Origin of the sequence: Cycloclasticus zancles 78-ME (assembly GCF_000442595.1) — a bacterium.
Lineage (GTDB): Bacteria > Pseudomonadota > Gammaproteobacteria > Methylococcales > Cycloclasticaceae > Cycloclasticus > Cycloclasticus pugetii.
On record NC_021917.1, the window covers coordinates 2467519 to 2491755 of the forward strand.

23 protein-coding genes are annotated in these 24237 nt (G+C 43.8%); 8 read left to right on the forward strand and 15 right to left on the reverse strand.

Annotated features, from left to right (window positions below):
* Positions 1-152: 152 nt before the first annotated feature.
* Together CYCME_RS11850 and CYCME_RS11855 are read right to left on the reverse strand one after the other, a co-directional pair.
* A complete protein-coding gene (locus CYCME_RS11850; protein ID WP_015005051.1) occupies positions 153-338 on the reverse strand; it encodes a hypothetical protein in 186 nt (61 codons plus the stop codon).
* A 12-nt stretch (positions 339-350) separates the two neighbouring features.
* Complete coding sequence (locus CYCME_RS11855; RefSeq protein WP_015005050.1) at positions 351-671, reverse strand: DUF2007 domain-containing protein; 321 nt, start codon at positions 669-671, stop codon at positions 351-353.
* A 38-nt stretch (positions 672-709) separates the two neighbouring features.
* Here CYCME_RS11855 and rnd point away from each other — a divergent pair, with 38 nt between their 5' ends.
* On the forward strand, positions 710-1861 hold the full coding sequence (rnd, locus tag CYCME_RS11860) for a ribonuclease D (protein WP_020933167.1): 1152 nt from the start codon (positions 710-712) through the stop codon (positions 1859-1861).
* A gap of 6 nt (positions 1862-1867) precedes the next feature.
* Here rnd and CYCME_RS11865 read toward each other — a convergent pair whose 3' ends face one another.
* The 3 genes from CYCME_RS11865 to CYCME_RS11875 are packed head-to-tail and all read right to left on the reverse strand — an operon-like array spanning position 1868 to position 4984.
* Positions 1868-3847, reverse strand: a complete 1980-nt coding sequence (locus tag CYCME_RS11865; RefSeq protein WP_020933168.1) for a LysM peptidoglycan-binding domain-containing protein — start codon at positions 3845-3847, stop codon at positions 1868-1870.
* A 50-nt stretch (positions 3848-3897) separates the two neighbouring features.
* The gene (locus CYCME_RS11870; protein ID WP_016390437.1) at positions 3898-4485 is read right to left on the reverse strand and encodes a lytic transglycosylase; all 588 of its coding nucleotides are present in this window, start codon (positions 4483-4485) and stop codon (positions 3898-3900) included.
* A gap of 10 nt (positions 4486-4495) precedes the next feature.
* Positions 4496-4984 carry a hypothetical protein gene (locus tag CYCME_RS11875; RefSeq protein ID WP_015005046.1) on the reverse strand — a complete coding sequence of 163 codons (489 nt, stop codon included), beginning with the start codon at positions 4982-4984 and terminating at the stop codon, positions 4496-4498.
* Positions 4985-5135: 151 nt separating this feature from the next.
* Here CYCME_RS11875 and CYCME_RS11880 point away from each other — a divergent pair, with 151 nt between their 5' ends.
* Positions 5136-5552: a hypothetical protein gene (locus tag CYCME_RS11880; protein ID WP_015005045.1), complete on the forward strand. Its 417-nt coding sequence runs from the start codon at positions 5136-5138 to the stop codon at positions 5550-5552.
* Between the two features lie 380 nt (positions 5553-5932).
* A complete protein-coding gene (locus CYCME_RS11885; RefSeq protein ID WP_015005044.1) occupies positions 5933-6736 on the forward strand; it encodes an SDR family oxidoreductase in 804 nt (267 codons plus the stop codon).
* Positions 6737-6927: 191 nt separating this feature from the next.
* On the opposite strand, the gene ssb is transcribed toward CYCME_RS11885, so the two are convergent.
* A complete protein-coding gene (gene ssb, locus CYCME_RS11890) occupies positions 6928-7392 on the reverse strand; it encodes a single-stranded DNA-binding protein (protein ID WP_015005043.1) in 465 nt (154 codons plus the stop codon).
* A gap of 50 nt (positions 7393-7442) precedes the next feature.
* Complete coding sequence (locus CYCME_RS11895; RefSeq protein ID WP_015005042.1) at positions 7443-8840, reverse strand: MFS transporter; 1398 nt, start codon at positions 8838-8840, stop codon at positions 7443-7445.
* 68 nt (positions 8841-8908) lie between these two features.
* Here CYCME_RS11895 and uvrA point away from each other — a divergent pair, with 68 nt between their 5' ends.
* Together uvrA and CYCME_RS11905 are read left to right on the forward strand one after the other, a co-directional pair.
* Positions 8909-11749, forward strand: a complete 2841-nt coding sequence (gene uvrA / locus CYCME_RS11900; protein WP_020933169.1) for an excinuclease ABC subunit UvrA — start codon at positions 8909-8911, stop codon at positions 11747-11749.
* A gap of 11 nt (positions 11750-11760) precedes the next feature.
* The gene (locus CYCME_RS11905) at positions 11761-12666 is read left to right on the forward strand and encodes a bile acid:sodium symporter family protein (RefSeq protein WP_020933170.1); all 906 of its coding nucleotides are present in this window, start codon (positions 11761-11763) and stop codon (positions 12664-12666) included.
* 68 nt (positions 12667-12734) lie between these two features.
* On the opposite strand, the gene CYCME_RS11910 is transcribed toward CYCME_RS11905, so the two are convergent.
* Together CYCME_RS11910 and CYCME_RS11915 are read right to left on the reverse strand one after the other, a co-directional pair.
* Positions 12735-13547: a substrate-binding domain-containing protein gene (locus CYCME_RS11910; protein WP_015005039.1), complete on the reverse strand. Its 813-nt coding sequence runs from the start codon at positions 13545-13547 to the stop codon at positions 12735-12737.
* A gap of 71 nt (positions 13548-13618) precedes the next feature.
* A complete protein-coding gene (locus CYCME_RS11915; RefSeq protein ID WP_015005038.1) occupies positions 13619-14977 on the reverse strand; it encodes an OprO/OprP family phosphate-selective porin in 1359 nt (452 codons plus the stop codon).
* 207 nt (positions 14978-15184) lie between these two features.
* On the opposite strand from CYCME_RS11915, the gene CYCME_RS11920 reads away from it, so the two are divergent.
* The 3 genes from CYCME_RS11920 to CYCME_RS11930 all read left to right on the forward strand — a co-directional run bounded on the left by CYCME_RS11920 (position 15185) and on the right by CYCME_RS11930 (position 18606).
* Complete coding sequence (locus tag CYCME_RS11920) at positions 15185-16135, forward strand: sigma-54 interaction domain-containing protein (protein WP_020933171.1); 951 nt, start codon at positions 15185-15187, stop codon at positions 16133-16135.
* 91 nt (positions 16136-16226) lie between these two features.
* Complete coding sequence (locus tag CYCME_RS11925) at positions 16227-17939, forward strand: proline--tRNA ligase (protein ID WP_020933172.1); 1713 nt, start codon at positions 16227-16229, stop codon at positions 17937-17939.
* Between the two features lie 10 nt (positions 17940-17949).
* Positions 17950-18606: a thiopurine S-methyltransferase gene (locus CYCME_RS11930; RefSeq protein ID WP_020933173.1), complete on the forward strand. Its 657-nt coding sequence runs from the start codon at positions 17950-17952 to the stop codon at positions 18604-18606.
* 4 nt (positions 18607-18610) lie between these two features.
* On the opposite strand, the gene CYCME_RS11935 is transcribed toward CYCME_RS11930, so the two are convergent.
* From CYCME_RS11935 to CYCME_RS11960, 6 genes are all read right to left on the reverse strand, one after another.
* Entirely contained in the window at positions 18611-18796 is a 186-nt protein-coding gene (locus CYCME_RS11935; protein WP_015005034.1) for a (2Fe-2S)-binding protein, read from the reverse strand.
* The gene (locus CYCME_RS11940) at positions 18797-19501 is read right to left on the reverse strand and encodes an MBL fold metallo-hydrolase (RefSeq protein WP_020933174.1); all 705 of its coding nucleotides are present in this window, start codon (positions 19499-19501) and stop codon (positions 18797-18799) included.
* A 23-nt stretch (positions 19502-19524) separates the two neighbouring features.
* Entirely contained in the window at positions 19525-21111 is a 1587-nt protein-coding gene (locus CYCME_RS11945; protein WP_020933175.1) for a peptide chain release factor 3, read from the reverse strand.
* Positions 21112-21274: 163 nt separating this feature from the next.
* Entirely contained in the window at positions 21275-22189 is a 915-nt protein-coding gene (locus CYCME_RS11950) for a nucleotidyl transferase AbiEii/AbiGii toxin family protein (protein ID WP_020933176.1), read from the reverse strand.
* 2 nt (positions 22190-22191) lie between these two features.
* Positions 22192-23031 carry a type IV toxin-antitoxin system AbiEi family antitoxin gene (locus CYCME_RS11955; RefSeq protein WP_020933177.1) on the reverse strand — a complete coding sequence of 280 codons (840 nt, stop codon included), beginning with the start codon at positions 23029-23031 and terminating at the stop codon, positions 22192-22194.
* A gap of 354 nt (positions 23032-23385) precedes the next feature.
* A complete protein-coding gene (locus CYCME_RS11960) occupies positions 23386-23901 on the reverse strand; it encodes an antirestriction protein ArdA (RefSeq protein ID WP_020933179.1) in 516 nt (171 codons plus the stop codon).
* Positions 23902-24237: the final 336 nt, after the last annotated feature.

Here is a 24237-nt window from a genome sequence, read left to right on the forward strand (position 1 = left end):
ACACTCGGTTTTATTGTGTTCAAGCCAAGCATAAAAACCTATTCTTATTTGAGGCATCTACTTATGCCTTGTTATATACAAAGCCATCTGCATGTCCCTTAACAGACCTAATAACGGCTAACTACTCGATCAAACATCGAACATTTTCACCCTTAGCTGGTCAGCACTAAAAAAATAACAAATAAAATAACAGCCGCTATGGGTAACAAAATACCAGCCCAGTCCTTTTCCGCCTCTTCACTTTGTTTAAGCGCCGCTTTAATACCCGGTCTAAACCAAAAAATAACCAATAACGCTACCGCGCCCAACGCTAATTGCTCCCACAATGCCATATTCATCTTTTAACCGCCTTAATTTGTCTCGATAGGTTTTTCTTTCTCACAATTCCAACAATGTGAAAACTGTCCGTCACTTTCTTCTCCACAAAACGAACATCTCCATGCAGGTAAATCTTGCTCACCCAGTGGATCACTGGCCAAATACTTTTGCGCTAATTGTTCGTCACGTTCATCATTTATCCAAAGCTCTGGCCAACACTCTGTCGGTGGTAACTCTCCGGCAGCGGCCCCTAAAAACTCATTTTTGATTTGGCAGGCAATCCCGTGTTGTTCGAGGTAGTTTCTCCAAAAAGCAACCTCGATAAAATTTTGCGCTGTAAAAACTTTAATCATCGTTTACACTGCCTCTTCTTTTTACACGCTTTACTGTTATGACGAAACCTCACTATATCGACACCAATGAACAGCTTTCTGAGTTTTGTAACACGATAAAAAACGAACCTTGGTTGGCGATAGATACTGAGTTTCAACGGGAAAAAACCTACCGTTCAATACTGGCGTTAATTCAAATTGCCACTGCCGATATAGTCGCTATCATCGACCCAATAGCCTGTGACATCAAGCCCTTATTGGATATTTTATACAACCAAAATATACTCAAAGTCTTCCATGCCGCACGTCAAGATCAAGAAATTTTCTACGATTTACGCGGCAAGCCATTAGCGCCTGTTTTTGATACTCAAATTGCCGCGCCCATTTTAGGCCACCCAGAACAAGCCGGCTATGCACGATTAGTGGATGATATTTTGGGTGTGCAATTAAGCAAAGCTCATTCACGTACAGACTGGCTACGTAGACCGTTAAGCGAAGAACAAATCACCTATGCAGCTGACGATGTGATTTATCTAGCCAAGCTATACCCGTTATTAGAAAACCAACTAAAGGAAAAAGACCGACTTAATTGGTTGGCTCCAGCCTTTGCCGATTTATGCAAACCTTCACTGTATTCCAACCCACCAGAACTTGCATGGAAAAGGATCCGAGCAGCCAAACGTTTAAAAGGTGGCGCCTTATCTGCGTTACAAAAATTAGCCGAATGGCGTGAAGGCCTTGCACAACAAAAAGACATCCCTCGTGGCTGGATAATTAAAGATGATATTTTAATAGAGGTGGCCAAACTCAAGCCAACCAATCTCCACACTCTATCGTCTATTCGCGGCATTTCAGACAAATTCACCGATAAATTTGGGCGCGCAATTATCGACATTATTGCCAATGCCATTGACAAAAAACCAGCCTCTACTGCGGCTCAACAAAAACCTAAGAAAGTCACCGAAAAACAAGAAGCCTTAGCCGATCTATTAATGGCTCAAGTAAGATTGAAAGCCGCCGCCGCGAACGTCAACGCCACATCTCTTACCAATCGTAAAGAATTATTACAGTTGATCCATGGTCAACGCGATCTTAAGTTATTGAGTGATTGGCGCAATGAGATGGTTGGCCAAGATCTCCTTGCTACGCTGGAAGGCGATAACAACTTTAGTGTCACTTCAGGTGAACTCGTTATTTCACCTTCAACATAAGGTCTACTATTTTGGCTTTTTCTTAACCTTAGGAATGGTTAATCGTGTCCCAGTGCTAACACGATTAAGGTCGACCTTCGTATTGTATTGCCTTAACAACCATAACGGCACATTTTGTTGTTGCGCTAATAACCAAATAGAACTGCCATTTTTGAGCCGTAATGTTTCTGTTTCAACAACGCTAAACCGCTTAAAAAAATCATCCTGTATTTTTTTATGAAAAGCCAAGCGCTTGCTTTCTAATTGACGCCTGTCTACATGCGAGAAATCAAGCTTGAGTCGATCGCCCATCCTTAGCCGAGATTGAGCACTCATCTTATTAAGCTTTCTCAAGACCGCCGTTTTTAACGACAACCATTCGGAAAAATGCCCAAGCGTCTCATTACTTTGAACTTCGACAGACCCATCATCGGCCACTCGATAATTACTCGGGTCCGCTTTTAAACTGTTTTCTTCTACATTGTTTTTAGGGTTAAGGGCCTTTGCACTCGCAGCGACTGACAATACATCTGGGGTTGCTCGTATCCGCAGTTTTTGTCCTACATATAAATAATGCTTATTTTTTAATTTATTTAAAGACGCAATATTCGCCTCAGACACGCCTACCCTACTTGCAATAGCTGATAAACGATCACCCTTTCTGACGGTATAAAAAATAGCATCCTGCGCTACTGGGTGTGCGCCCTTTAATTGGTTTTTCACTATATTAGGTAACTTTAGTAGCTGACCAACACGAATCTTATGTTGACTCTTTAGCCCGTTTATCGCCACTAACTGACTGGTTTTTACCTTAAAGCGTTCAGCAATTTTAGAGAGCGAATCACCTCGTTTCACCCGATACGAAACATCAGGTTTTTGTTTCATTGATTGCTCGTCAGGAGGAATTCTGGCCATTAACCCTTTAATCGACGCAGCACCCGTCTCTACCGGCACCCGAAGCTTGTAGCCCTTTGGAATATATTTATTGTTTGACCAAACGGTCGGTTGTAACGCTGGGTTCAACGATTTAAAAATATTATTGTTAATCCCAAATGCCGTCATTAAGCCTTGCGCCGAGTAATAGGATGGCAACTTAACCTCTTGAATCACCATCGGGGGGTCTCGTTGCACTTGCCCAAAATATTTTGACGGTTGCTGGTCAATATCGTGTGCAGCGACAAACGCATTATAAAAATTTCGTGAGGCAAACCCAAACGTACGGCCCTTATATTCACGCACTATTTTGGCAATATCAGTTCCCCCCGTCGCTGACACTGCGCGCCTCATACCCGCAGCGCCGTGGTTATAAGCGGTTAATGCTAGCGGCCAGGTTCCCGTAATTTTATGGTTATCTTTTAACAACAAGCCCGCTGCCCTTGTTGCCAGAAAGGGGTCTAATCGTTCATCAACGACGTGATCAATACGCATAAACCGACGCCCCGTAGAACGCGTAAATTGCCACAAACCAGCAGCTCCAGCATGCGATCTAGCATCAGAACGAAATGATGACTCAACATGCGGCAAAGCGGCCAACTCATCCGGCAAATCAAGCTTTTGAAATTCTTCCTTAATAAACGGCTGCCAACGCCCTGCCCTCACCAACCCCTGCTTAAACCGATCTGCTTGCCCGAGTTGAAAGCGTAACCGGTTTGCCGCTTCTTTAAACTCTTCGCCGGTAGTACCTGTTGGCCACAAGGCTTTAATATGCCTATATCGCGCCTGATCTAGTCGTTTACTTGGGTTAGCCGCAAGGTAGAGTAAAATGTCTTGGTAGTACTTTTTCTTTTGTTTAATGGATTGTTGACGTTCTTTATAGCTTGTGCCCGGTGTAAAAGATAAGCGTTCATAAATGATATTCAACCGCTGATTATCATGTATAAAGCCTTCGTCAGTCGTCACTTCTGTGTAAACTTTTAACCAAAAATTAACATCTGGCTTTAGCACATGCGGCAATGGAAATGCCTCTTGGTCTCTTGCCAATGATGTATTAGATAGTATCGCCGCCATAAGACATACGACTATGAGTAGGCGACGCACCCTTTGGCTTTTCGATATGTTTAAAACGGCCATATTGACCAACCAGAATCTAATGTCGACTCACAGCCTTTTAACTGTGCTGAATAACGTTTCGCCTGAGCACCCACTTTTTTCGCAACACGTCGCAACCACCCCTTTGCTAAATATGTGCCACGACTGTATCCGCCGTGACCTTCATGGTAAGCAAGGTATTGTTTTTCGGCATCCCATTTTGATATCCCCAACTTTCGTTGCGACACATTGGTGTACCAGCCAATAAAATCGGCGACATCGGCAAAGTCGTCACGGTCTGCACCGTAACTATCTGTCGACTTCATATACCACTCCCAAGTTGAATCCTGCGCCTGACCATAACCATACGCACTGGATGAACGAGGTAAAGGAACAACACCCAAAAACCAATCTCTTGGAGGCTTAACATTCGATTGAAAGCGAGACTCTTGATGAATAATCGCCATTTGCACAGCTATTGGTGTGCCCCATTTTTTTTGTGCCGCTAAGGTTGCCGGGTACCAATCATCTTTTTCATAGAAAATAGCACACAGGTTTGCTTGGTTCTTAGGTGGTGTAGAGGCACAACCAAACAGCACCAGTGGCAGCAGTAGCATTAAGAACGGTTTAACCACGCCTCACTTTTTCCCAGCTATCTAGTGCGATAACAAATTTCTTTGCTGCTTGTTCCAATAAGGCCAAAAACTGCTCATGCTGACTGGTTTTTATCGCTTCCCAAGCCCGCTTTATATCCATATCTGCCTGCTCCATTATTTGCGCATCTAGCACTTGTTGGTACGCCCTATTAAGCGAGCTGATCATCATATTCAATTCAGCCTTTGCAACATTGCCTTCTGTTAACACCATCATACAAGCAGCTTCTGGGGCCTTTTGCAAGGACGTTTCACTCGACACCCCGCTCAACACAGCCCATTCATCTATATAGTAATTTTTTAACTGGTTGACCAAATGCATTAAACCCAGCATACAAGGTAAATCTTTAAAAAGCGTTGGATCGCCTCTACTAGCTGCCAACTCTGCCGCCACCTTCAATGAGGGGCCGACAATCATTTGATACTCTTCTGGACTTAGCCACTCTGGCTGTTTCTTATTCATATACTTTACTCAACGCCTTTAAATTATTGCTGCTCTTAAACACAAGCTTTTCGCTCTGTTTGTCTCACTTGCTAGCTTTATTATGACTGACTGGTTACTATATAATCTAGTCGAACGACATTAACTACCTCAACAAACTGAAGGAACAACAATGAAACACTCAACTTTACTGATCGCCGCACTGATTTCAAGCCTTTTATTCTTAACCGGTTGTGAAGAAGCCGAAAAAGCCGCCTCCAGCGCAAAAGATGCCGCTAGTAGTGCCGTTGAGTCTGCAGGTGATATGGCAAAAGATGCGGCAGATGCTACATCAGAGGCCGCTGGCTCAGCCATTGATGCAACTAAAGAGACCACATCTAGCGCAATGGAAAGTGCAAAAGAAGTAGCTACTGATGTAACTGAAGGTGCCGAAAACGCAATGGATGCAACGAAGGAAGCAGGCGCTGATATGCTTGATGCTGTTAAAGAAACAACAACTGATGCTGTAGACGCTGCTAAAGAAATGGCAAATGATGCAATGTCTCAAGCAAATGAAGCAACTAAGACGGATGCCGCAGCTGAAGAATAAGCAAACCTTCTTGGAAAAGCTAAATTAGCTGGCTTAATAACGGCCTAGCTAATTAAAAAAGCCCCTTAATAGGGGCTTTTTTATTGTTATGAAAATAAAAGACAACAAGCAAATACTCCACTTTTTAATTAACACTTCCCCCTGTCTACGCTTACTGAGTTTTTGGCATCAGCGGCAAAACGCCTCTATCACACGATAATTGCTAATTTCCAAAATAGCACAAAGCAACTTAAAACACTCAGACATCTTACTTCCAAAGTCTATCTATTTTGACTTGCTCAGTTCAACCACACCTTAAAAATCAAGGTATACTTACTTAACGGCGTAATAATTTTTATTATCTTTTCGTTGCGTTAAAAACCGAACAAAAGGAGAACTAAGTGTACAACAATAAAGTCATTTTATTAACCGGTGCTGGCAGTGGTATTGGTGCAGCAATCGCCAAAGAATTATCCGAATTAGGCGCACAACTTATTTTAGTAGGCCGAAATCAAGATAAGCTTGAAACCGTCAAACAAAATCTATCAGGCCAACACGATGTCTTGGCGGCTGACATTTCATCTTCTGAAGGCCGACAGGCCATTAAAGAACATTGTGAGCAACGAGCAGGTGGTATTGACATACTGATTAATAATGCTGGTATCAGTGCATTTACAGGCTTTGAAACCATGAGCGAAGAAAAAATTTCTTCTGTTATTCATATTAACTTAACCAGCACTATTTTATTAACACAGCAGCTATTGCCGTTATTAAAAGCTAAACCGTCTGCGCAAATTGTTAATATCGGCTCTGCTTTTGCTAGTTTGGCCTTTGCAGGCTTTACTGTATACAGCGCCAGCAAATACGGCCTAAAAGGTTTTACCGAAGCCCTCCGACGAGAACTTCACGGTGGCACGGTTGATGTGCGCTATTTCGCACCACGCGGAACTGATACACCGTTCAACGACGAGAACACCCAAGCGCTTAATGTGGCTATCAAGGCAAATATAGATACACCTGAAAAAGTAGCAACAGAGTTTGCCGACTTTCTACAAAGCAGTAAGGCTAGGCATTTTGTGGGTTGGCAAGAACGCTTATTTGGCCGCTTGAATGGGTTATTCCCTGGATTAATTGATAAGGCACTTGCTGGGCAACATCAAGCCATTATGGATTGTTTACCCCAAGCGGATAACGACAAGGGCTAAGTTTTCCAGCTCCCCTTAGCTTTAGGTATTTTTCACCTAAAGCGCGGTAACAACAGACAAGGCTCAAACCTACAACATAAAACCATTGTATATGTTGTAGTAACGAATCCGCTGTTTACAACACCCAATAAAAAAGCCCATTAACTATGGGCTTTTTTATTTATTATGTACAAAGCAGTCTTCGATGGTCTCTAAAATGGAATGTCATCATCAAAATCATCCATCGGTGCTGTAGGTTGTGCCGGTGCTGATGCAAAATTACTCGGTTTCGAGGCCGGCGCTGCACCTGCTGGCGAAAATTCAGCCGAACCACCGCCTCGGCTGTCCAACATTTGCATTGTGCTGGCTTTAATTTCTGTAGTGTAACGGTCTTGTCCGCTTTGATCTTGCCATTTACGTGTTTGCAAAGCACCTTCTACATAAATTTTTGAGCCCTTCTTAAGGTACTCACCAACCACCTCAGCTAAACGATTAAAAAACACTACTCTATGCCACTCTGTTTGTTCTTTTTGTTCACCTGTATTTTTATCTTTCCATGATTCTGATGTTGCCACGGTAACATTGGCTACCGCACCACCACTCGGCATATAACGAATCTCAGGGTCTTTACCCAAGTTACCCACCAAAATTACTTTATTTACGCCTCTGCTTGCCATGTTGTGCTCCGTTATTCTTGCCCTCAATGGGGCGGGTTTAAAGTTTAATCTCAGCCTGTTGCTTGATTAGTTGGGATGATTGCTTCTAGTGCCAGCTCATCTAATAATTCATTATCGACCTTTAAATAAGCCGTTGAATCATCAACTGAAATACCAACATCTAGCACCCCTTTTACCGCTAATAGCTTATCAGTTATTTGCCGTGCCTGCTCGCTCGTTTCGATCTCCACGTGTTTCAACAAACTACTCATATGACGTGGGGCCTTCATGCTTAGCGCCACTATAAACCAAATAAATAAAATACCGCCACAGGCTAAAAACACGGAGGCTAAACCATAATTATTCCATACTAGCCCGCCCATTAAACCACCACAAAAAGCGCCAAAAAATTGCGAGCTGGAATAAACGCCCATCGCGGTTCCTTTTCCGCCAGCAAACGCTATTTTAGAAATCAATGACGGCAAACTCGCCTCTAACAAATTAAATGCTGTGAAAAATACAAATAAAGAACCCAGCATGCCCCAAAGATGACCACTGAACAAATACAACCCGAGGCTAGCCAATGACAAGGCCGCTACAGCGCTAACGAAAACGACTTTCATCTTACGCTTTTTTTCTGCGAGGATAATAAAGGGTAGCATTGCCACTACCGATAACCCCAACACAGGCAAGTAAACCATCCAGTGGTGATCCGCAGCGATGCCCAGCTTCCCTCGTAAAACCAGTGGAAGCACAACAAACATAGCGGTCATCACTAAATGTAAGCAAAAAATACCAAAATCAAGACGTAATAGCTGCGTATCTTTTAACACCTTACCCATCAAAGCAGGAATAGGCTCTGCATCTTTATGCACCGATAATTTTTTCGCGTCTGGCACAACGTTATGCAGGATAAATATACCCACCGTGGCCAAAATCGCTGTAAACCAGAAAATACCCTGCAAGCCAACAACCGATGCTAACAATGGCCCCAGTACCATCGCAATACCAAATGAGATACCAATGCTGATGCCTATCGTTGCCATTATTTTTGTCCGATTTTGCTCCAACGTTAAATCGGCCGCCAACGCCATAATTGCCGCAGCAACAGCGCCACTTCCCTGCAAAGCCCGGCCAAGAATAATGCCGTATATCGTTGTTGATAAGGCAGCGACAACGCTACCAGCTACAAACAGTAATAAGCCAATCGTAATAATTTTTTTACGCCCAAAGCGGTCAGACATCAAGCCAAATGGAATTTGCAATAACGCCTGCGTTAAACCATAAATACTAATCGACAAGCCCAATAGCACCGGTGTTATTCCATTAAGGTGCTCGGTATACAGGGACATTACAGGTAAAATCATAAACAAGCCGAGCATGCGCATTGAAAAAATGCCCGCCAATCCTAAGCTTGCTCTTTTCTCTTGTTCACTCATTACTGATGGTTGGCTTGAAGAATCAGCCATAATTACTTTGCCTAGCCTTTAAAAAGACGGGTATATTAACAGGTTTGGTAATTTAATTAGATACGTAAATGGACACCATTCAAATTCGTGGCGCAAGAACCCACAACTTAAAAGATATTGATCTCGACCTGCCCCGAGACAAGCTGATTGTTATTACAGGTTTATCTGGTTCTGGCAAGTCTTCTTTAGCCTTTGACACGATTTATGCAGAGGGACAACGTCGTTACGTCGAATCGCTATCCGCTTATGCTCGACAATTTTTATCGGTAATGGAAAAACCTGATGTCGACCATATTGAAGGCTTATCGCCAGCTATTTCTATTGAACAAAAATCTACCTCCCACAACCCACGTTCAACAGTCGGCACCATTACAGAAATTTACGATTACCTGCGCTTATTGTTCGCTAGAACAGGTATTCCACAATGTCCCGATCACGGTACATCACTAGAAGCGCAAACCACCACGCAAATGGTCGATGCTGTACTCGCCTTAGACCCAGAAAAACGCTGGATGCTATTAGCACCGGTGGTACAGGAACGTAAGGGTGAGCACTTTAATACCTTAAATGATCTACGTAACCAAGGTTTTATTCGCGCAAGAATTGATGGTGAAATTGTTGAATTAGACGATGCCCCACCTTTAGAGCTTAAGAAAAAGCACACCATTGAGGTCATCATTGACCGCTTTAAAATTCGCGATGATTTGTCCGTTAGATTGGCAGAATCTTTTGAAACGGCGTTAAAGCTCACCGAAGGTATCGCCGTCATCAGCAGCATGGATGACGATGAAGAAATTTTATTTTCATCGCGTTTTGCCTGCCCAACTTGTGGCTACAGCATTAGTGAATTAGAGCCTCGCTCTTTTTCCTTTAACAGTCCAAAGGGGGCTTGTTCAAGCTGTGATGGTTTAGGTATTACGCAATATATTGATGCTCAACAAGTGTTACATAGCCCTCATATTAGCCTTGCCGGTGGCGCCATCCGTGGCTGGGACAAGCGCAATATGTATTACTATCAAATGGTTATGTCGCTAGCCAAGCATTACCAATTTGATCCAGAAGAGCCCTTTAATTCATACCCAGAAGAAACCCAACATGCCATTTTATTTGGCAGTGGCGATGAGCCTATCAACTTTACAACGTTGAACAGCCGAGGCGAATCCATTAAACGCACACACCCTTTCGAAGGGGTCATTCATAGTATGGAGCGACGCTATCGTGAAACCGATTCAAACACCGTACGCGATGAACTGGCCAAATACTTATCAAGCAAGGCTTGCCCAGACTGTCAGGGCCAACGTTTAAATAAAGCCGCTCGCCATGTTTTTGTAGACACCCACACTTTACCATCAATCACAAACCTGTCTATTCGCCAATCTAGCGCCTTATTTTCCTCTTTAGAATTGGCTGGACACCGTGGCGAAATTGCTAAAAAAATCGTCAAAGAAATTAAGGCGCGTCTCGATTTCTTAATTAATGTCGGTTTAGATTACTTATCATTAGACCGAAGCGCAGACACCTTATCGGGTGGTGAAGCCCAACGAATACGCCTAGCCAGTCAAATTGGTGCTGGGCTTGTTGGCGTTATGTATGTATTAGACGAACCATCCATTGGTTTGCACCAGCGTGATAATCAACGTCTCATTAACACCCTGTTTCACTTGCGTGATATAGGCAATACCGTGATTGTAGTTGAACATGATGAAGACGCCGTTTTGGCAGCTGATCATGTGGTTGATATTGGTCCTAAAGCAGGCATTCATGGTGGTAACGTTATCGCTCAAGGCACGCCTGAGGAAATCATCAACGACCCTCTTTCCATCACCGGACAATATTTATCAGGCGCGCAATATATCGCTGTGCCCCAACAACGTCACCCCGTGGATGCCAGTAAAACACTGCGCATTAATAATGCACGCGCTAATAACCTAAAAAACATCAGTGTTGATATTCCCATCGGTTTATTTACCTGTGTTACTGGCGTATCTGGTTCGGGTAAGTCAACGCTTATTAACGAAACCTTGTACCCAACGGTTGCAAAAGTACTGAATAAATCATCCTTACCTATCGCCGCTAATGACGGTGTTGATGGCCTAGAACATATTGATAAGGTCGTTGATATCGATCAAAGCCCTATAGGGCGAACACCACGTTCAAACCCCGCTACCTATACTGGGCTCTTCACCCCCATTCGTGAACTGTTTGCAGCAACCCCAGAGGCGCGGTCACGCGGCTATACGCCTGGACGATTTAGCTTTAACGTAAAAGGTGGGCGCTGCGAGACCTGCAAAGGCGATGGCGTTATTAAAGTAGAAATGCACTTTCTTGCGGATGTTTACGTCAATTGTGAGAGCTGTAAAGGTCAGCGATACGGTCGAGAAACGCTTGAAATACGCTACAAGGGTAAAACAATCCATGAGGTGCTCTCAATGACGGTGGAAGATGCCTGCGCCTTTTTTGATGCGATTCCAGTTGTATCAAAAAAACTCCGCACGTTGATGGATGTCGGGCTTGGCTATATTACCTTGGGGCAAAACGCTGTCACTTTATCGGGTGGTGAGGCTCAACGCGTCAAACTATCACGTGAACTATCAAAACGTGATACCGGAAAAACTCTCTACATTCTTGACGAACCGACTACCGGTTTGCACTTTGCTGATATACAGCAGTTACTTAGCGTTTTGCATACGCTTCGTGATCACGGCAATACCCTTGTGGTTATCGAACACAATCTAGATGTTATAAAAACAGCCGATTGGATTATTGATATCGGCCCTGAAGGGGGAGATGGTGGCGGACAAGTGATTGCACAAGGCACACCTGAAGCGGTCACTCAATGTAATGAGTCTCATACAGGGTACTACCTAAAAGATTTCCTAAACAAGACTAACGATAGCCTATCGGCTTAGAAGGAATTACCTTGATTAACAAAGCCACTAAGCTTTTCCCCGTTTGGGCAATACTTTTATCAATTGTCGCCTACGCAATCCCTAGCTTATTTATACCCCTTAAACCTAGTCTCTTTTTCTTATTAGGTTTGGTAATGTTTGGCATGGGTATTAGCTTAAGAGCACATGATTTTTTACGTATTCTTAAATCGCCTAAGCCTATTATCTTCGGCTTATTATTGCAGTTTCTCTGCATGCCTTTTTTTGCTTGGGGTATATCCACTTGGTTGCAATTACCCTTAGCGCTTGCCAGCGGCATGATACTGGTCGGCGCAAGCCCAGGCGGCACCGCCTCCAATGTTATTTGTTACTTAGCAAAAGGAAATGTTGCCCTATCGATCACGATCACCACTTTTTCAACCCTACTGGCGGTGATTGCAATGCCTGCCTTAAGCCTGCTCTACCTTGGTAAACAGGTTGATGTACCGGCCATGAAAATGCTTATGGATATTGTAAAGATTATTATTTTACCGGTCACAGCTGGCATCATAGTCAACCAACTTTTTGGTCGTTTTTTAAGCTCAACCAAGCAGGTTTTCCCATTGATATCTGTTTTTGCTATCGTGCTTATTATCGCCATTATCGTTGCACTCAACCAACCTCGTTTAGGCTCTATTGGGCTGTTATTAGTGGGCGCTGTTGCTCTGCATAACGCACTGGGCCTCTTCACCGGCTACTGGCTACCCCGAGCGCTTGGTATGGATCGACAAACCTGCAAAACCCTAGCCATTGAAGTTGGTATGCAAAACTCCGGTCTTGCAGCGGCGCTGGCTGTTAAATACTTTTCTCCGCTTGCGGCACTGCCCGGCGCGCTGTTTTCCTTATGGCATAATTTAACTGGATCCCTACTTGCCTCTTATTGGTCTCGCGCTAAGTAATCAGGTATAAAAAAACGCCCTCTATTTTTATAAAGGGCGTTTATCGAGATTTTAATGGTCGTCGTTACTTACTCAGCATCTGGATAAAATAGCTGCTGCCCACCTTTACGAAAATCTGCAATAATCTCTTGGCCTCTTTTACTCGTAACAAACTGAATATATTTAATCGCTAAGTCATACCTTGAGCCCGGGTGTTTTTTTGGATTAACCGCCATCACATGGTATGGGTTGAATAAATTAACATCGCCTTCAAACAACACCTTGAGGGAGATCTTATCGGCAAAAGCAATTTGCGTACCCCGGTCTGTTAAAGCGTAAGCTAGTTTTTCATTCGCTATATTAAGCACCGCGCCCATGCCTTGGCCGACATCGACATACCAGTCCCCACTGGGCGCAACACCGGCTTTCTTCCACAACAGTTTTTCTTTCTTATGTGTGCCCGAGTCATCACCTCTGGAAATAAAGCTAGCTTCTATTTCAGCAATACTACGCAAGGCCTCTTCAATTGTTTTAGAGGCTGCTATATTTGCAGGGTCACTGGTCGGGCCTACTATAACAAAGTCATTATGCATGACCGCCGAGCGATCAATGAAATCACCCGACTTGACGTAGTTCAATTCTGCCGCTGGTGCATGAGCAAACACAACATCAACATCACCTTGCGCCCCCATTGCCAATGCTTTACCAGTGCCTACAGCAATCACTTCAAGCTTAACATTGTGCTGGGTTTCAAAGACAGGGTTTAGCACCGCTAAAAGCCCCGAGTTTTCTGTGCTGGTTGTGGTCGACATTCTAAGAACATCCAATGCCGAACTGTTTGACGCAAACATCATCAGCGCGCCAACACCCATCAGCCAAAGTATTTTTACAATTTTTTTCATTATTTACCCGTTACTTATCCCGTTATAAAAAACAAGGGGCGACAAATGCGCCCCTTTGATGGCCTACCGCGTTAAAACGCCCATTGGCCACGAAGCTGCATAATATCTGCTTCTTCATTATCGTGCGCCCCACCTTCTACCTCTAGCACTTTAATATAGTTAGCAGAAAAACGTAAGCCCGCTACTGGGAACCAATTAAGGCCCAAAGTCACGTTGTCCATTTCACCACCGTTTATAGCGCCATCCATTAAATCAATGGTGCTATATCGTAACGCTAACTCCCATGCACCTATACCACCATTACCAAACGGGCTATTAGGCTTAACTGCTTTGAATTTTGCACCTTTATGCGTATATGGGCGTGTATCTTGTGTAAGGAACCAGCCTGTTTGTGCATACCAACCATCAAATGTTAGGTCACTAGTTGTATCGCGTTCAAGCTGAGTACGAATATATTCGGCTTGGCCAGAAAACCTATTTTTAACAAGAGCTACTTCGGCACCTAATGTTAAATAGCTATCCACATCTAGCAACTTACCTGTATCCACAAAGTCCACTCCTGAGATGTTAGTTTCAGGCTGTTGTTTGAACTGAACCTCGCCTCCTCGTGTGCTGCGGTAATTTGCGGCCAAACCTAAATGAACCAACGAACCTTTTTCATTAACTGGCATCCAAGTAGAGCGCCCGCCTAAACCCCATCCCTCATCGTCTGAGCCACCATTTGTATTGGCTTTATCACCAAACACACCGAGCGCTGTTGTCCAATGTTTACGATCAATGCTACCCATAACGCCAATATGTCTGCTCGCCGTAAAGGCATCAATTGAGGCTCTTTCGGTAAACTGCGTATTATTGTCGCTGATTTGATCTTGCAACATAAATGGGTCTCTAAAATGGCCGGCCTTAACGCTTAGCCCTTCAAAGTCAAACCCATTGTAACCAACCCAAATATCCGTAATCCCTTTTCGTGTATCACCTGTACCCGCAAAGTCATACTCAAACTTATAGAACCAATCTTTATTTACAGTACCTTTAATATATAGCCTTGCTCGACGTACTTTTGTGCCATCACCTAATGTACTCCCCGCTGCCGAATCATCTTCTCCATACCAAGCGGAGTCTAACTGCATGCGACCACCAATTTGCGTTGTGAAGTTACCATCACGAGATTTAACAGCTAAGCCACCTTTATTAACATTCACTTCAACATTGGTTGCCTTATCGAGCCTTTCTTGAATATCTTCAGTTTGCGCGATCGTTTTTTGCTCTGTTGCTTTCGCCTCAGCTAATACGCGTTGGTATTGCGCATCTGATATCGTGCCATTTTCATGCAGCAACATAAGTAGCGTTGTCAGTTCAGAGCCTGCATGAGCCGATACTGAGCCCCCCATAAAAACAGCGGCAGCTAACGCTAATTTATTTATTTTCATTGATTTTTCCTTATTATTGATTATCAAAATACCCGATGGCATAAAGCAAAACTAATGCCAGCGGGTTTGGCATACCATCAACTCATTGATTAATAAATAACTTTAAAAATTATCACTGAAACAAGCATAACAACGCACTAGACTTATGCGACACTTTGTCTCAATATAAAGAGACTTTTGACAGAATGTCTCACGACGCTATTTTCTATGACTACCCACAAATCATCGGCACTTCGTAAAGCCATTCGTGACCGCCACTCATTTTTTGGTAATAACCCACTTGTCGTTAAACTGTTGGACGACATTGATCGTGTCGCCACTAAAAACACACCTATTTTATTGGACGGCGAAACGGGTACTGGTAAAAGCCTATTAGCTAGAAAAATTCATGACCTTAGCCAACGCAAAGGTCCCTTTGTGTCTATTAACTGCGCAACCTTTAGCCAACACTTGTTAGAAACCGAACTATTTGGTCACGCAAAAGGCGCCTTTACAGGTGCCAAAGATGCACGAAAAGGGCTGGTCGCCACTGCACAAAATGGCACATTATTTTTAGATGAAATTGGCGAGCTGCCGCTAGATTCGCAACCCAAGCTTTTACACCTTTTAGAAGAAAAAACCATTCGCCCCGTTGGCTCCGACAAAGAATATGACACCTCTGTCCGTATCGTTGCCGCCACAAATAAACGCCTTAAAGACCTGGTTAAGCAAGGCTTATTTAGGGCTGACTTATATTACCGTTTAAGTGTCGTTCCTTTTACTGCGCCGCCACTGCGTGACCGCCCAGATGATATTGAAGCGCTCACCAGCACCTTTGTTTGCCAATTGTGTGAAGAACACGAATTAACCAGCCCTCACATTTCAACTGAGTCAATCAATGCCTTACAAGCTTATGACTGGCCCGGTAATATTCGTGAGCTACGCAACCATATTGAACGCTCGTTACTGCTAAGCATCCCATTACATGAAACATTACCGGCGGCTGACACTAACTCAGCGACTACAAACAAGCACTGCTTAAAATCACTTGAAAAAGAGCATATTCTTAAAGCCATTAATGAGAGTAAAGGCAACAAATCTCAAGCCGCAAAAAGCCTAGGCATCTCTCGCCGCACGCTTGATAGAAAACTTAAACGCTGGGATCAAAAAGCTGCCTAACAATATCTTTTCTATCGCCACTAGGTAGTGGTCCTTTTTCAGCGTAAAATGTCTCGCTTCATGTGAACCTCATTAACCGAAGAAAATAACTATGCGTACTAGCCAATTCCCACTCAATACCGTTAAAGAAACCCCTTCAGATGCCGAAATCGTCAGTCATCAATTAATGATTCGCGCGGGGCTTGTTCGCAAGCTAGCAGCTGGTTTATACAATTGGCTCCCCCTTGGTGTTCGCATTCTGCAAAAAGCACAGCATATTGTTCGCGAAGAAATGAACAATGCTGGTGCGTTAGAAGTCTTAATGCCGGTTGTACAGCCGTCTGAACTTTGGCAAGAATCGGGGCGTTGGGAACAATACGGCCCTGAACTAGCTCGCTTAAATGACCGACATGGCCGTGAATTTTGCTTAGGCCCAACACATGAAGAAATTATTACCGAACTGGCCCGTAACGAAATAAAGAGTTACAAGCAATTACCGGTTAATTACTACCAAATACAAACTAAATTTCGCGATGAGATTCGGCCTCGTTTTGGCATTATGCGTTCACGCGAATTTATTATGAAAGATGCCTACTCGTTTCATATGGATGACGAGTCTTTGCAAGAAACCTATGACCGCATGTTTAAGGCCTACCATAATATTTTTACACGCCTTGGCCTAAATTTCCGCCCTGTATTGGCAGACACCGGCTCTATTGGTGGCAACGCCTCGCATGAGTTTCACGTACTGGCTGATTCTGGTGAAGACGCGATTGCCTTTTCTACTGAAAGCCAATACGCCGCTAATGTAGAAAAAGCCGAGGCATTAGCACCCACAGAGCCGCACGCCGAGGCCACTGAACAGTTAGAAAAAGTACCTACCCCAGGCCAACGCAGCATTGAAGAAATTAGCAGTTTCTTAAACGTGAGCAGCGCACAGTGTTTAAAAACTTTATTGGTAAAAGGTGATGACGATACTGTTGTGGCGCTTTTATTATGCGGCCACCACTCACTGAACGATATTAAAGCCGAAAAGCTAGACGGCGTAGCATCACCCCTAACGATGGCTAGCGATGCTGAGATTTCACAAGCTGCTGGCTGTGATGCAGGCTATATCGGCCCCATCAATTTAAATGTACCCATGATTGTTGATCGTAGCGCAGCGACTATGGCAAATTTCATTTGTGGCGCTAACGAAAATGACATGCACTACACAGGGGTAAACTGGGGCCGCGATTTAGCAGAACCCACTCGCATTGAAGATATTCGTCAAGTCGTCGAAGGGGATGCTAGCCCAGATGGACAAGGCACCCTGACTATTGCTCGCGGCATTGAGGTTGGGCATATTTTTCAGTTAGGCACTAAATACAGCGAAGCGATGAATGCGTCTGTGCTAAACGAAAACGGCAAAAACCAAGTGATGACCATGGGTTGTTATGGTATTGGTATTACCCGCGTCATTGCTGCCGCTATTGAACAAAACCATGATAATAAAGGTATTATTTGGCCCGCTGCATTAGCTCCTTTCCAAGTTGCTTTATTACCGATGAATATGCACAAGTCAGAACGCTTAAAAGCAGCGACTGAAAAACTATACCTAGAGCTAAAAGAAGCTGGGTTTGATGTTTTATTTGATGATAGAAAAGTACGCCCCGGCTTTATGTTCTCAGATATGGAGCTTATTGGCATTCCTCACCGTATCGTGCTGGGCGATAAAGGCTTAGACAATGGCATGGTTGAATATCGTGCTAGAACAGACAGCGACAACCAAGACATACCCTTAGATCAAATTATCGCGCACCTAAAAACGGTCACTCAACAATAAACTAAACATTATGGACACTAACTTTTGGCATGAACGTTGGGCAAAAAGTGAAATTGGTTTTCACTTAAATGACGTTAACCCGTATCTTATCGAGCACTTTGCTGCACTCAAACCAAAAGCAAACGCCGCTGTTTTTGTGCCTTTGTGCGGCAAAAGCAAAGACCTTATCTGGTTAGCTGAACATACCGAAAAAGTGATTGGCATTGAGTTAAGCAAAAAAGCCGTGGAGGACTTTTTCAAAGAAAATAAACTCACGCCTAGTATTACTCAGGGTGAGCGTTTTTCAACCTATCGTTATGAAAACCTGACCATTTTTTGCGGTGATTTATTCGAACTAACAGCCAACGACGTAGCTGCTTACCAGCTTGTTTACGATCGTGCGTCCTTGATTGCTTTTCCAGCGGATATGCGCGCCCGCTATGTCGAAAAACTAAATGAACTTTTACCTAATAAAACGCAGCGCCTACTCGTTACTGTTGACTACCCCCAACATGAAATGAGCGGCCCTCCCTTTTCGGTAACACCTGACGAAGTACAGCAACATTTCTCTGCGCGTTATGAGATTCAGTGCTTAGCGTCTGAGGATATTTTAGAGCAATCAAAACGCTTCAAGGCCAAAGGCGTATCGCGCATGCTTGAACACGTTTTTTTGCTCACAGAAAAATAACCTTTTAGTCTACATCGAGCAGTTTTTCCACAATATAAACACACATGCCGCAGGCAACATTAACGCGTGTTTTTTCCCTTGCCTGCTCAAGTGTCTCGATATTGTCGGCCTTTATCCTTGTTAAAAAGTGCTTTTTGGTGACGCCCGTGCAACTGCAAATCACATCATCATCTTTAAATTCATACGCCACTTAGTGATCGTGCCCACAGCCCGATTCTGGCTCTGCCTCATAAGGGCTCTTGCGTTTTGGCGTATTCATTCGGTATTGCACAAAATCTTGCAGGCTATGCTGATGCAAAAACGGGTTACCTTTTATTTGCTCTGCGATGGTTGATGTCTTTTTAACCGCATAATTATGCCCCGGCAGAATCGTCGTAGAACTTGGTAATTCTGTACGAATTTTATTCAAGGTTTTATACATTACTTCTGGGTCGCCGCCTGTGAAATCACAACGCCCACAACCAAAAACAAACATCGTATCGCCCGTTAACAAATCATCGCCTATTTGATAACACGCTGAACCGGGCGTATGCCCCGGCGTATGTAACACTTTAATACTGCTCTCGCCCAACATAATTTCATCACCACCATAATGAATGCTTGGCGAGGCCGGGTGATCACCCCAAAAGTCAGCTTCCTGCTTTAACAAATGCACCTGCGCATCGTACTTATCCAGCACATCACCAATACCGTTAATATGGTCATGGTGACTATGCGTTAGCAGGATATCGGTAATCTCGACTCCTTTTTGCTTAGCCAACTCTATTACCTTAGGCACATCCCAAGCAGGATCTACCACCGCTGCTCGGTTAGTTTTGTGATCGTGAATCAGATAAATAAAGTTTTCTGCAGGGCCTAGTTCTAATGCTTCTATTGAATAGTTTTTTTCAGTCATCACTCACTCCTATCATTTATGTTTTACAGCTCGCGTGTCGCACTAAAGGTTATCTCTGGCCAGCGCTCTTGTGTTAACGATAGGTTAACTCGGCTTTTCGCTAAATATACCAAATAGCCACCGCCATCTTCTGCCAAACTATCGTGCGCTTTCTTTTTAAACTCTTCAAATTTTTTCGGGTCATCACAGCTCACCCAACGAGCCGTTGTAATAGGTGCATTATCATACACACACTCTACGTTATACTCACTTTTAAGGCGTTGCGCTGTCACTTCAAACTGAAGCACACCCACTGCACCTAAAATTAAGTCATTATTCCGTAGCGGTTTAAATAACTGCGTCGCACCTTCTTCGGTTAATTGCGTCAGGCCTTTTTGTAAAGCCTTCATACGTAGCGGGTCTTTCAAAACGGCTTTACGAAAAAGCTCTGGGGCAAAATAAGGAATACCACCAAATTTTAAAGCCTCACCTTGTGTAAACGTATCACCCACTTGAATGGTGCCATGGTTATGCAGCCCAATAATATCACCTGCAAAAGCCTGTTCTACGTTTTTCCGGCTATCCGCCTGAAACGTAATGGCATTACCAACCTGAATATTCTTCTTAATACGCACATGGTTTATTTTCATACCCTGTGAATACTCACCGGAACAAATACGCATAAAGGCTATTCGATCACGATGCGCTGGATCCATATTGGCTTGAACCTTAAATACAAAACCCGAAAACTTATCTTCTTCTGGCAGCACTTCACGTTCAACCGCTTGTCGTGGTTGAGGGGCCGGTGCATATTCTGCAAACGCGTCAAGCAATTCACCCACACCAAAATTATTCACCGCCGAGCCAAAAAATACCGGCGTTTGTTTACCCGCTAAATAAGCGTCTATATCGAAAGGCGTACTGGCTTCTCGAACCAGTTCTAACTCCTCAAAAAAGTCTTCAAAATCATGGCCCATCAACTCCTTGAGCCCAGGGTTATCTAGCCCTTTAAATATTTCGCCAGTGGCAATTTTACCGCCATGCGTTGGGCTAAACACATGCACTTCATCTTTATAGATGTGGTAAACACCTTTAAAGCGCTTGCCCATGCCTATTGGCCATGTCATTGGCGCACATTGAATTTTCAACACCGATTCAACTTCATCAATAAGCTCTAAAGGATCCCTGCCTTCCCTGTCCAACTTATTAATAAAACTAATAATGGGCGTATCACGCAAACGACACACTTCCATTAATTTAATGGTTCTGGCTTCCACCCCTTTCGCACAATCGATGACCATCAACGCAGAATCAACCGCTGTTAATGTTCGATAGGTATCTTCAGAAAAATCCTCATGCCCAGGGGTATCGAGCAAGTTCAATAATTTTTCATTATGTTCAAACTGCATCACCGAGGTAGTAATCGAAATACCCCGCTCTTGCTCCATTTCCATCCAGTCAGATGTTGCGTGTCGTGAAGCTTTTCGCCCTTTAACTGACCCCGCAACCTGAATCGCGCCCCCGAACAACAACAGTTTTTCGGTCAGCGTTGTTTTACCCGCATCGGGGTGCGAGATGATAGCGAAAGTTCTTCGCTTATTGATTTCATTAAGAAAATCGGCGTTTGCCATGTATCTAAATTCCCGTTTTGTACAACTATTTGTACAAAAAAATAAAGTTAACTCTAAGCCCTGATCTTCAAGCAGATTGCCACGGCCTACAGCCAGCAAAACCTCCCATCAAAGCATTGAAAAATTTGAGCGCTATTCTAGCAAAATAACTAAGTACTATAAATCAAACACTCAGTACTTCTTTTAGCTTGTCTAACGCCAGCTTATGTTTGTCATCTGGCATTTTTGCCAAATTAATCTGTTTCCATTTAATGGCCGGAAGCTCACTAACAGCATCAAGCTCAAGTAAAGCCCAATCCGGCTCACGGTTTTTAAACGACAGTAAAAAGCTTTTCTCACTATCGGTCAGCCCTTGGTGAATAAGCTCTACCAAATGCTTTCTCACGGCCACCAGCTCTTCAAGCGGTACGTCCGTCTCGGCCATATTTGCAAATTCACCTGCATAAATGGCCGCTATATCTTTAAATTGCGGCCTCAACAATTCGGCCATAGGCCGATTGTGACTTGAGAGATAGATTATTAATGCTTTTCGTATCTCATCCGTTAGGCCTTCATTTTCCAAGAGCCACTTCACATCGAATAAGTCTCTTGGGTGCTGCCTATCTAATGCCGCGCATATTTTGCCAGCATAAAGATCGGCCAAGGCCACCACAGGTACTTCTGCATAACCAAATTCATCTTCTACAGCTGCGCATACTTCCATCATCTTCGGCTCGTAAACCGTGCCACGTAATACGGGAGATAACTCTACTTTAATCTGTACGCCATTACGGCCAACGATTAGTCTGAGCGCATCGCGCTTTGACTTGTATGCTTCGGTTAGCTCAACATCTTTAAACGCGGCTTTTAAATCTGCGCTTATTGCATCTAATGCATCGCTGATTTCCTGCAATGCCGCATCACGGCCTTTCATTGGCAGATAAACTAAATCAATATCAACCGACAAGCGCGGAAACTCTCTGACAAAGAGATTGATCGCCGTACCACCTTTAAGCGCAAAGCATTCTTGCTTGGCGACAAAGGGCAAAACCTGCATCAATAACTGCACTTGCTTGTAAAAAATACTGTTTCTATCCATCGCTAACTTTCGCTTTCCATTGCCATATGTGACGGCACAGTGATCAAATAATCCGTATCCAATTTACCGCCTTTAGCCACAACACGCTTGCCAGAGCCTAAATCGTAATCATCGACATTCAGCTTGTTAAACCAAGGGTAAGCTTGACGTTTAGCCAGCCAGAAAAACAATCGTTTCACCTTCACACTTTTACAGGCTTTTAAAAGTGTATCGAGTTTTCTGGGTGATAAATTCACGAGTCCTTGCATTAACTCGTCGGCATGCTCAAAGCTAACCGCGTCTGGCAAATCTACCAGTAACTCCAACAACGCTTTTTCAGGACATGAAAAATACACAGGGGGCAGATCCGCCTCCCATTCATGCTGCCTGATAAAGCTTTTGTCTTTTATCAGCCATTCAGGCCATAAGGTATTAGTACTATGCCCATCACATTCAACGGGCAGCGACAAACGCCCCAACCATGATGGCAACTTACCTTGTGCATATAAATGAATATGTGGCGTACTGCCTAACGACAGATACTGCGACAATCCCGACAAGGACAATGCTGACAACCCGCCAACGATGACCGAAGGCAGATTATCCGAGTTGTTCACATCCATACGCTGCATAGAGGCAACAACCCCTTCCCAGCTCAATGAGCGGGAATACTGGCTATATACGCCAGTAGCCAGTAATAACAAAGTTTCTGTTTTTACTGCGTTATCGATGGCATGGGCACTTAAGCCTTGTTCTGCCAGCCACTTTTTAGTCGCCAGCATACCATAAGGTAGAAGCGCTTTAAGTGACTGTTTATAAGCCCCTTTTGCTACATCATCATGTGAAGTAGTGCTGTTAACCAAGCGTAAAACCCTTTTTAGTTTACCATTAGCTTTATTTGCGGCGATAAACGCCGTAAAAAACAATATCTATAAACTAACATAATCAATCATGGTTTACCACCATTAAGTTTCACGGCGGTAAGCGCCGCGAAATACACAAAATATAAACCGGAACGGTTTAAAACAAAGGCGCTATCGATATTAATAATACCGATAGCCAGCATTATTTAAACTTTTGGGGCTCAGCTTGACGACAGCGGAGGCAAGACAAGCGAAGTATGAGCGATATAGGCTGCAAGGCCTCTGAGCCCCAAAAGTGCGCGGCTAAAAGTAAGCTCCCGCCCCTTCAACAAGAAAGGTCAAGAGCTCGCCTGTTTAATGGTTCCAGAAAATATGTACTTCTTGATAGCCCGTTTCAATGGTGAATACATCGCCGCCTAGCTCCATATCACGACCCATTTTTTCATAGTCGATATAAAAAGCTAAATGTTCTGGGATCTGTGTGGTTTCTTCGGTCAGCTCTTCGGCATAATCAGCTAGTGAGGCATAACAACCACAATAATTATCTTCAATGGCTTTTTGCGCATCGTCGATACTATCGCCAAAGTGAGATAATAACTCGCCTGCAATCTCGCCATGTTCCTCAATAAAACAAGCTACTTCGTGCGCACGCTCAATTCCTTCATACTCAGACACTGAATAACCTGCAAAGCCTTCATAGTCATGAATAGCATATTCTTCGGCATCGTCTTCTGGACTGTTGGCTAATAACTCATTAATTTGTTCTTGAATGTCGTCCAGCGCTTGCGTGGCATCAATCCAAACACCGTGTAACTTACCGTTGTTGTATGCGGCAAGGTCTGCAACATAAATTTTAATTTCTTCGCTCATTGTTTTGCTCCTTAATCTTAAAAACACATCCCCTTTTGGGGTTGAAAACCCCAGAAAAAGAAGCGAGCTGGCGAGCGAAGATCACATGTTTTGGCGCAATCCAGACAGGGGGAACCACCCAGCCTGCACAAACCTGAACTTGAGAAGGTGCGGAAGGTTGGGGGATGTCTTGATGAAGACAAGTTATGTGATATTTTTACGTCTACCCAAAAGGAGAAACTAGAACACTAGATGCGAACACGAACGTGTTCTGCCTTTTTTCAGCGCAGCGAAACTCTTTATAAACAAAAGCAGCAGCGCTTTAGTGCTGATCCAAATAACCAATCAATCTTTACC

What these genes read in the sequence shown, in the direction of transcription:
- CYCME_RS11850 (WP_015005051.1), bottom strand. Translation starts at nt 338, where the DNA reads ATGAATATGGCATTGTGGGAGCAATTAGCGTTGGGCGCGGTAGCGTTA.
- CYCME_RS11855 (WP_015005050.1), bottom strand. Translation starts at nt 671, where the DNA reads ATGATTAAAGTTTTTACAGCGCAAAATTTTATCGAGGTTGCTTTTTGG.
- rnd (WP_020933167.1), top strand. Translation starts at nt 710, where the DNA reads ATGACGAAACCTCACTATATCGACACCAATGAACAGCTTTCTGAGTTT.
- CYCME_RS11865 (WP_020933168.1), bottom strand. Translation starts at nt 3,847, where the DNA reads ATGGCGGCGATACTATCTAATACATCATTGGCAAGAGACCAAGAGGCA.
- CYCME_RS11870 (WP_016390437.1), bottom strand. Translation starts at nt 4,485, where the DNA reads ATGCTACTGCTGCCACTGGTGCTGTTTGGTTGTGCCTCTACACCACCT.
- CYCME_RS11875 (WP_015005046.1), bottom strand. Translation starts at nt 4,984, where the DNA reads ATGAATAAGAAACAGCCAGAGTGGCTAAGTCCAGAAGAGTATCAAATG.
- CYCME_RS11880 (WP_015005045.1), top strand. Translation starts at nt 5,136, where the DNA reads ATGAAACACTCAACTTTACTGATCGCCGCACTGATTTCAAGCCTTTTA.
- ssb (WP_015005043.1), bottom strand. Translation starts at nt 7,392, where the DNA reads ATGGCAAGCAGAGGCGTAAATAAAGTAATTTTGGTGGGTAACTTGGGT.
- CYCME_RS11895 (WP_015005042.1), bottom strand. Translation starts at nt 8,840, where the DNA reads ATGGCTGATTCTTCAAGCCAACCATCAGTAATGAGTGAACAAGAGAAA.
- uvrA (WP_020933169.1), top strand. Translation starts at nt 8,909, where the DNA reads ATGGACACCATTCAAATTCGTGGCGCAAGAACCCACAACTTAAAAGAT.
- CYCME_RS11910 (WP_015005039.1), bottom strand. Translation starts at nt 13,547, where the DNA reads ATGAAAAAAATTGTAAAAATACTTTGGCTGATGGGTGTTGGCGCGCTG.
- CYCME_RS11915 (WP_015005038.1), bottom strand. Translation starts at nt 14,977, where the DNA reads ATGAAAATAAATAAATTAGCGTTAGCTGCCGCTGTTTTTATGGGGGGC.
- CYCME_RS11920 (WP_020933171.1), top strand. Translation starts at nt 15,185, where the DNA reads ATGACTACCCACAAATCATCGGCACTTCGTAAAGCCATTCGTGACCGC.
- CYCME_RS11925 (WP_020933172.1), top strand. Translation starts at nt 16,227, where the DNA reads ATGCGTACTAGCCAATTCCCACTCAATACCGTTAAAGAAACCCCTTCA.
- CYCME_RS11930 (WP_020933173.1), top strand. Translation starts at nt 17,950, where the DNA reads ATGGACACTAACTTTTGGCATGAACGTTGGGCAAAAAGTGAAATTGGT.
- CYCME_RS11940 (WP_020933174.1), bottom strand. Translation starts at nt 19,501, where the DNA reads ATGACTGAAAAAAACTATTCAATAGAAGCATTAGAACTAGGCCCTGCA.
- CYCME_RS11945 (WP_020933175.1), bottom strand. Translation starts at nt 21,111, where the DNA reads ATGGCAAACGCCGATTTTCTTAATGAAATCAATAAGCGAAGAACTTTC.
- CYCME_RS11950 (WP_020933176.1), bottom strand. Translation starts at nt 22,189, where the DNA reads ATGGATAGAAACAGTATTTTTTACAAGCAAGTGCAGTTATTGATGCAG.
- CYCME_RS11960 (WP_020933179.1), bottom strand. Translation starts at nt 23,901, where the DNA reads ATGAGCGAAGAAATTAAAATTTATGTTGCAGACCTTGCCGCATACAAC.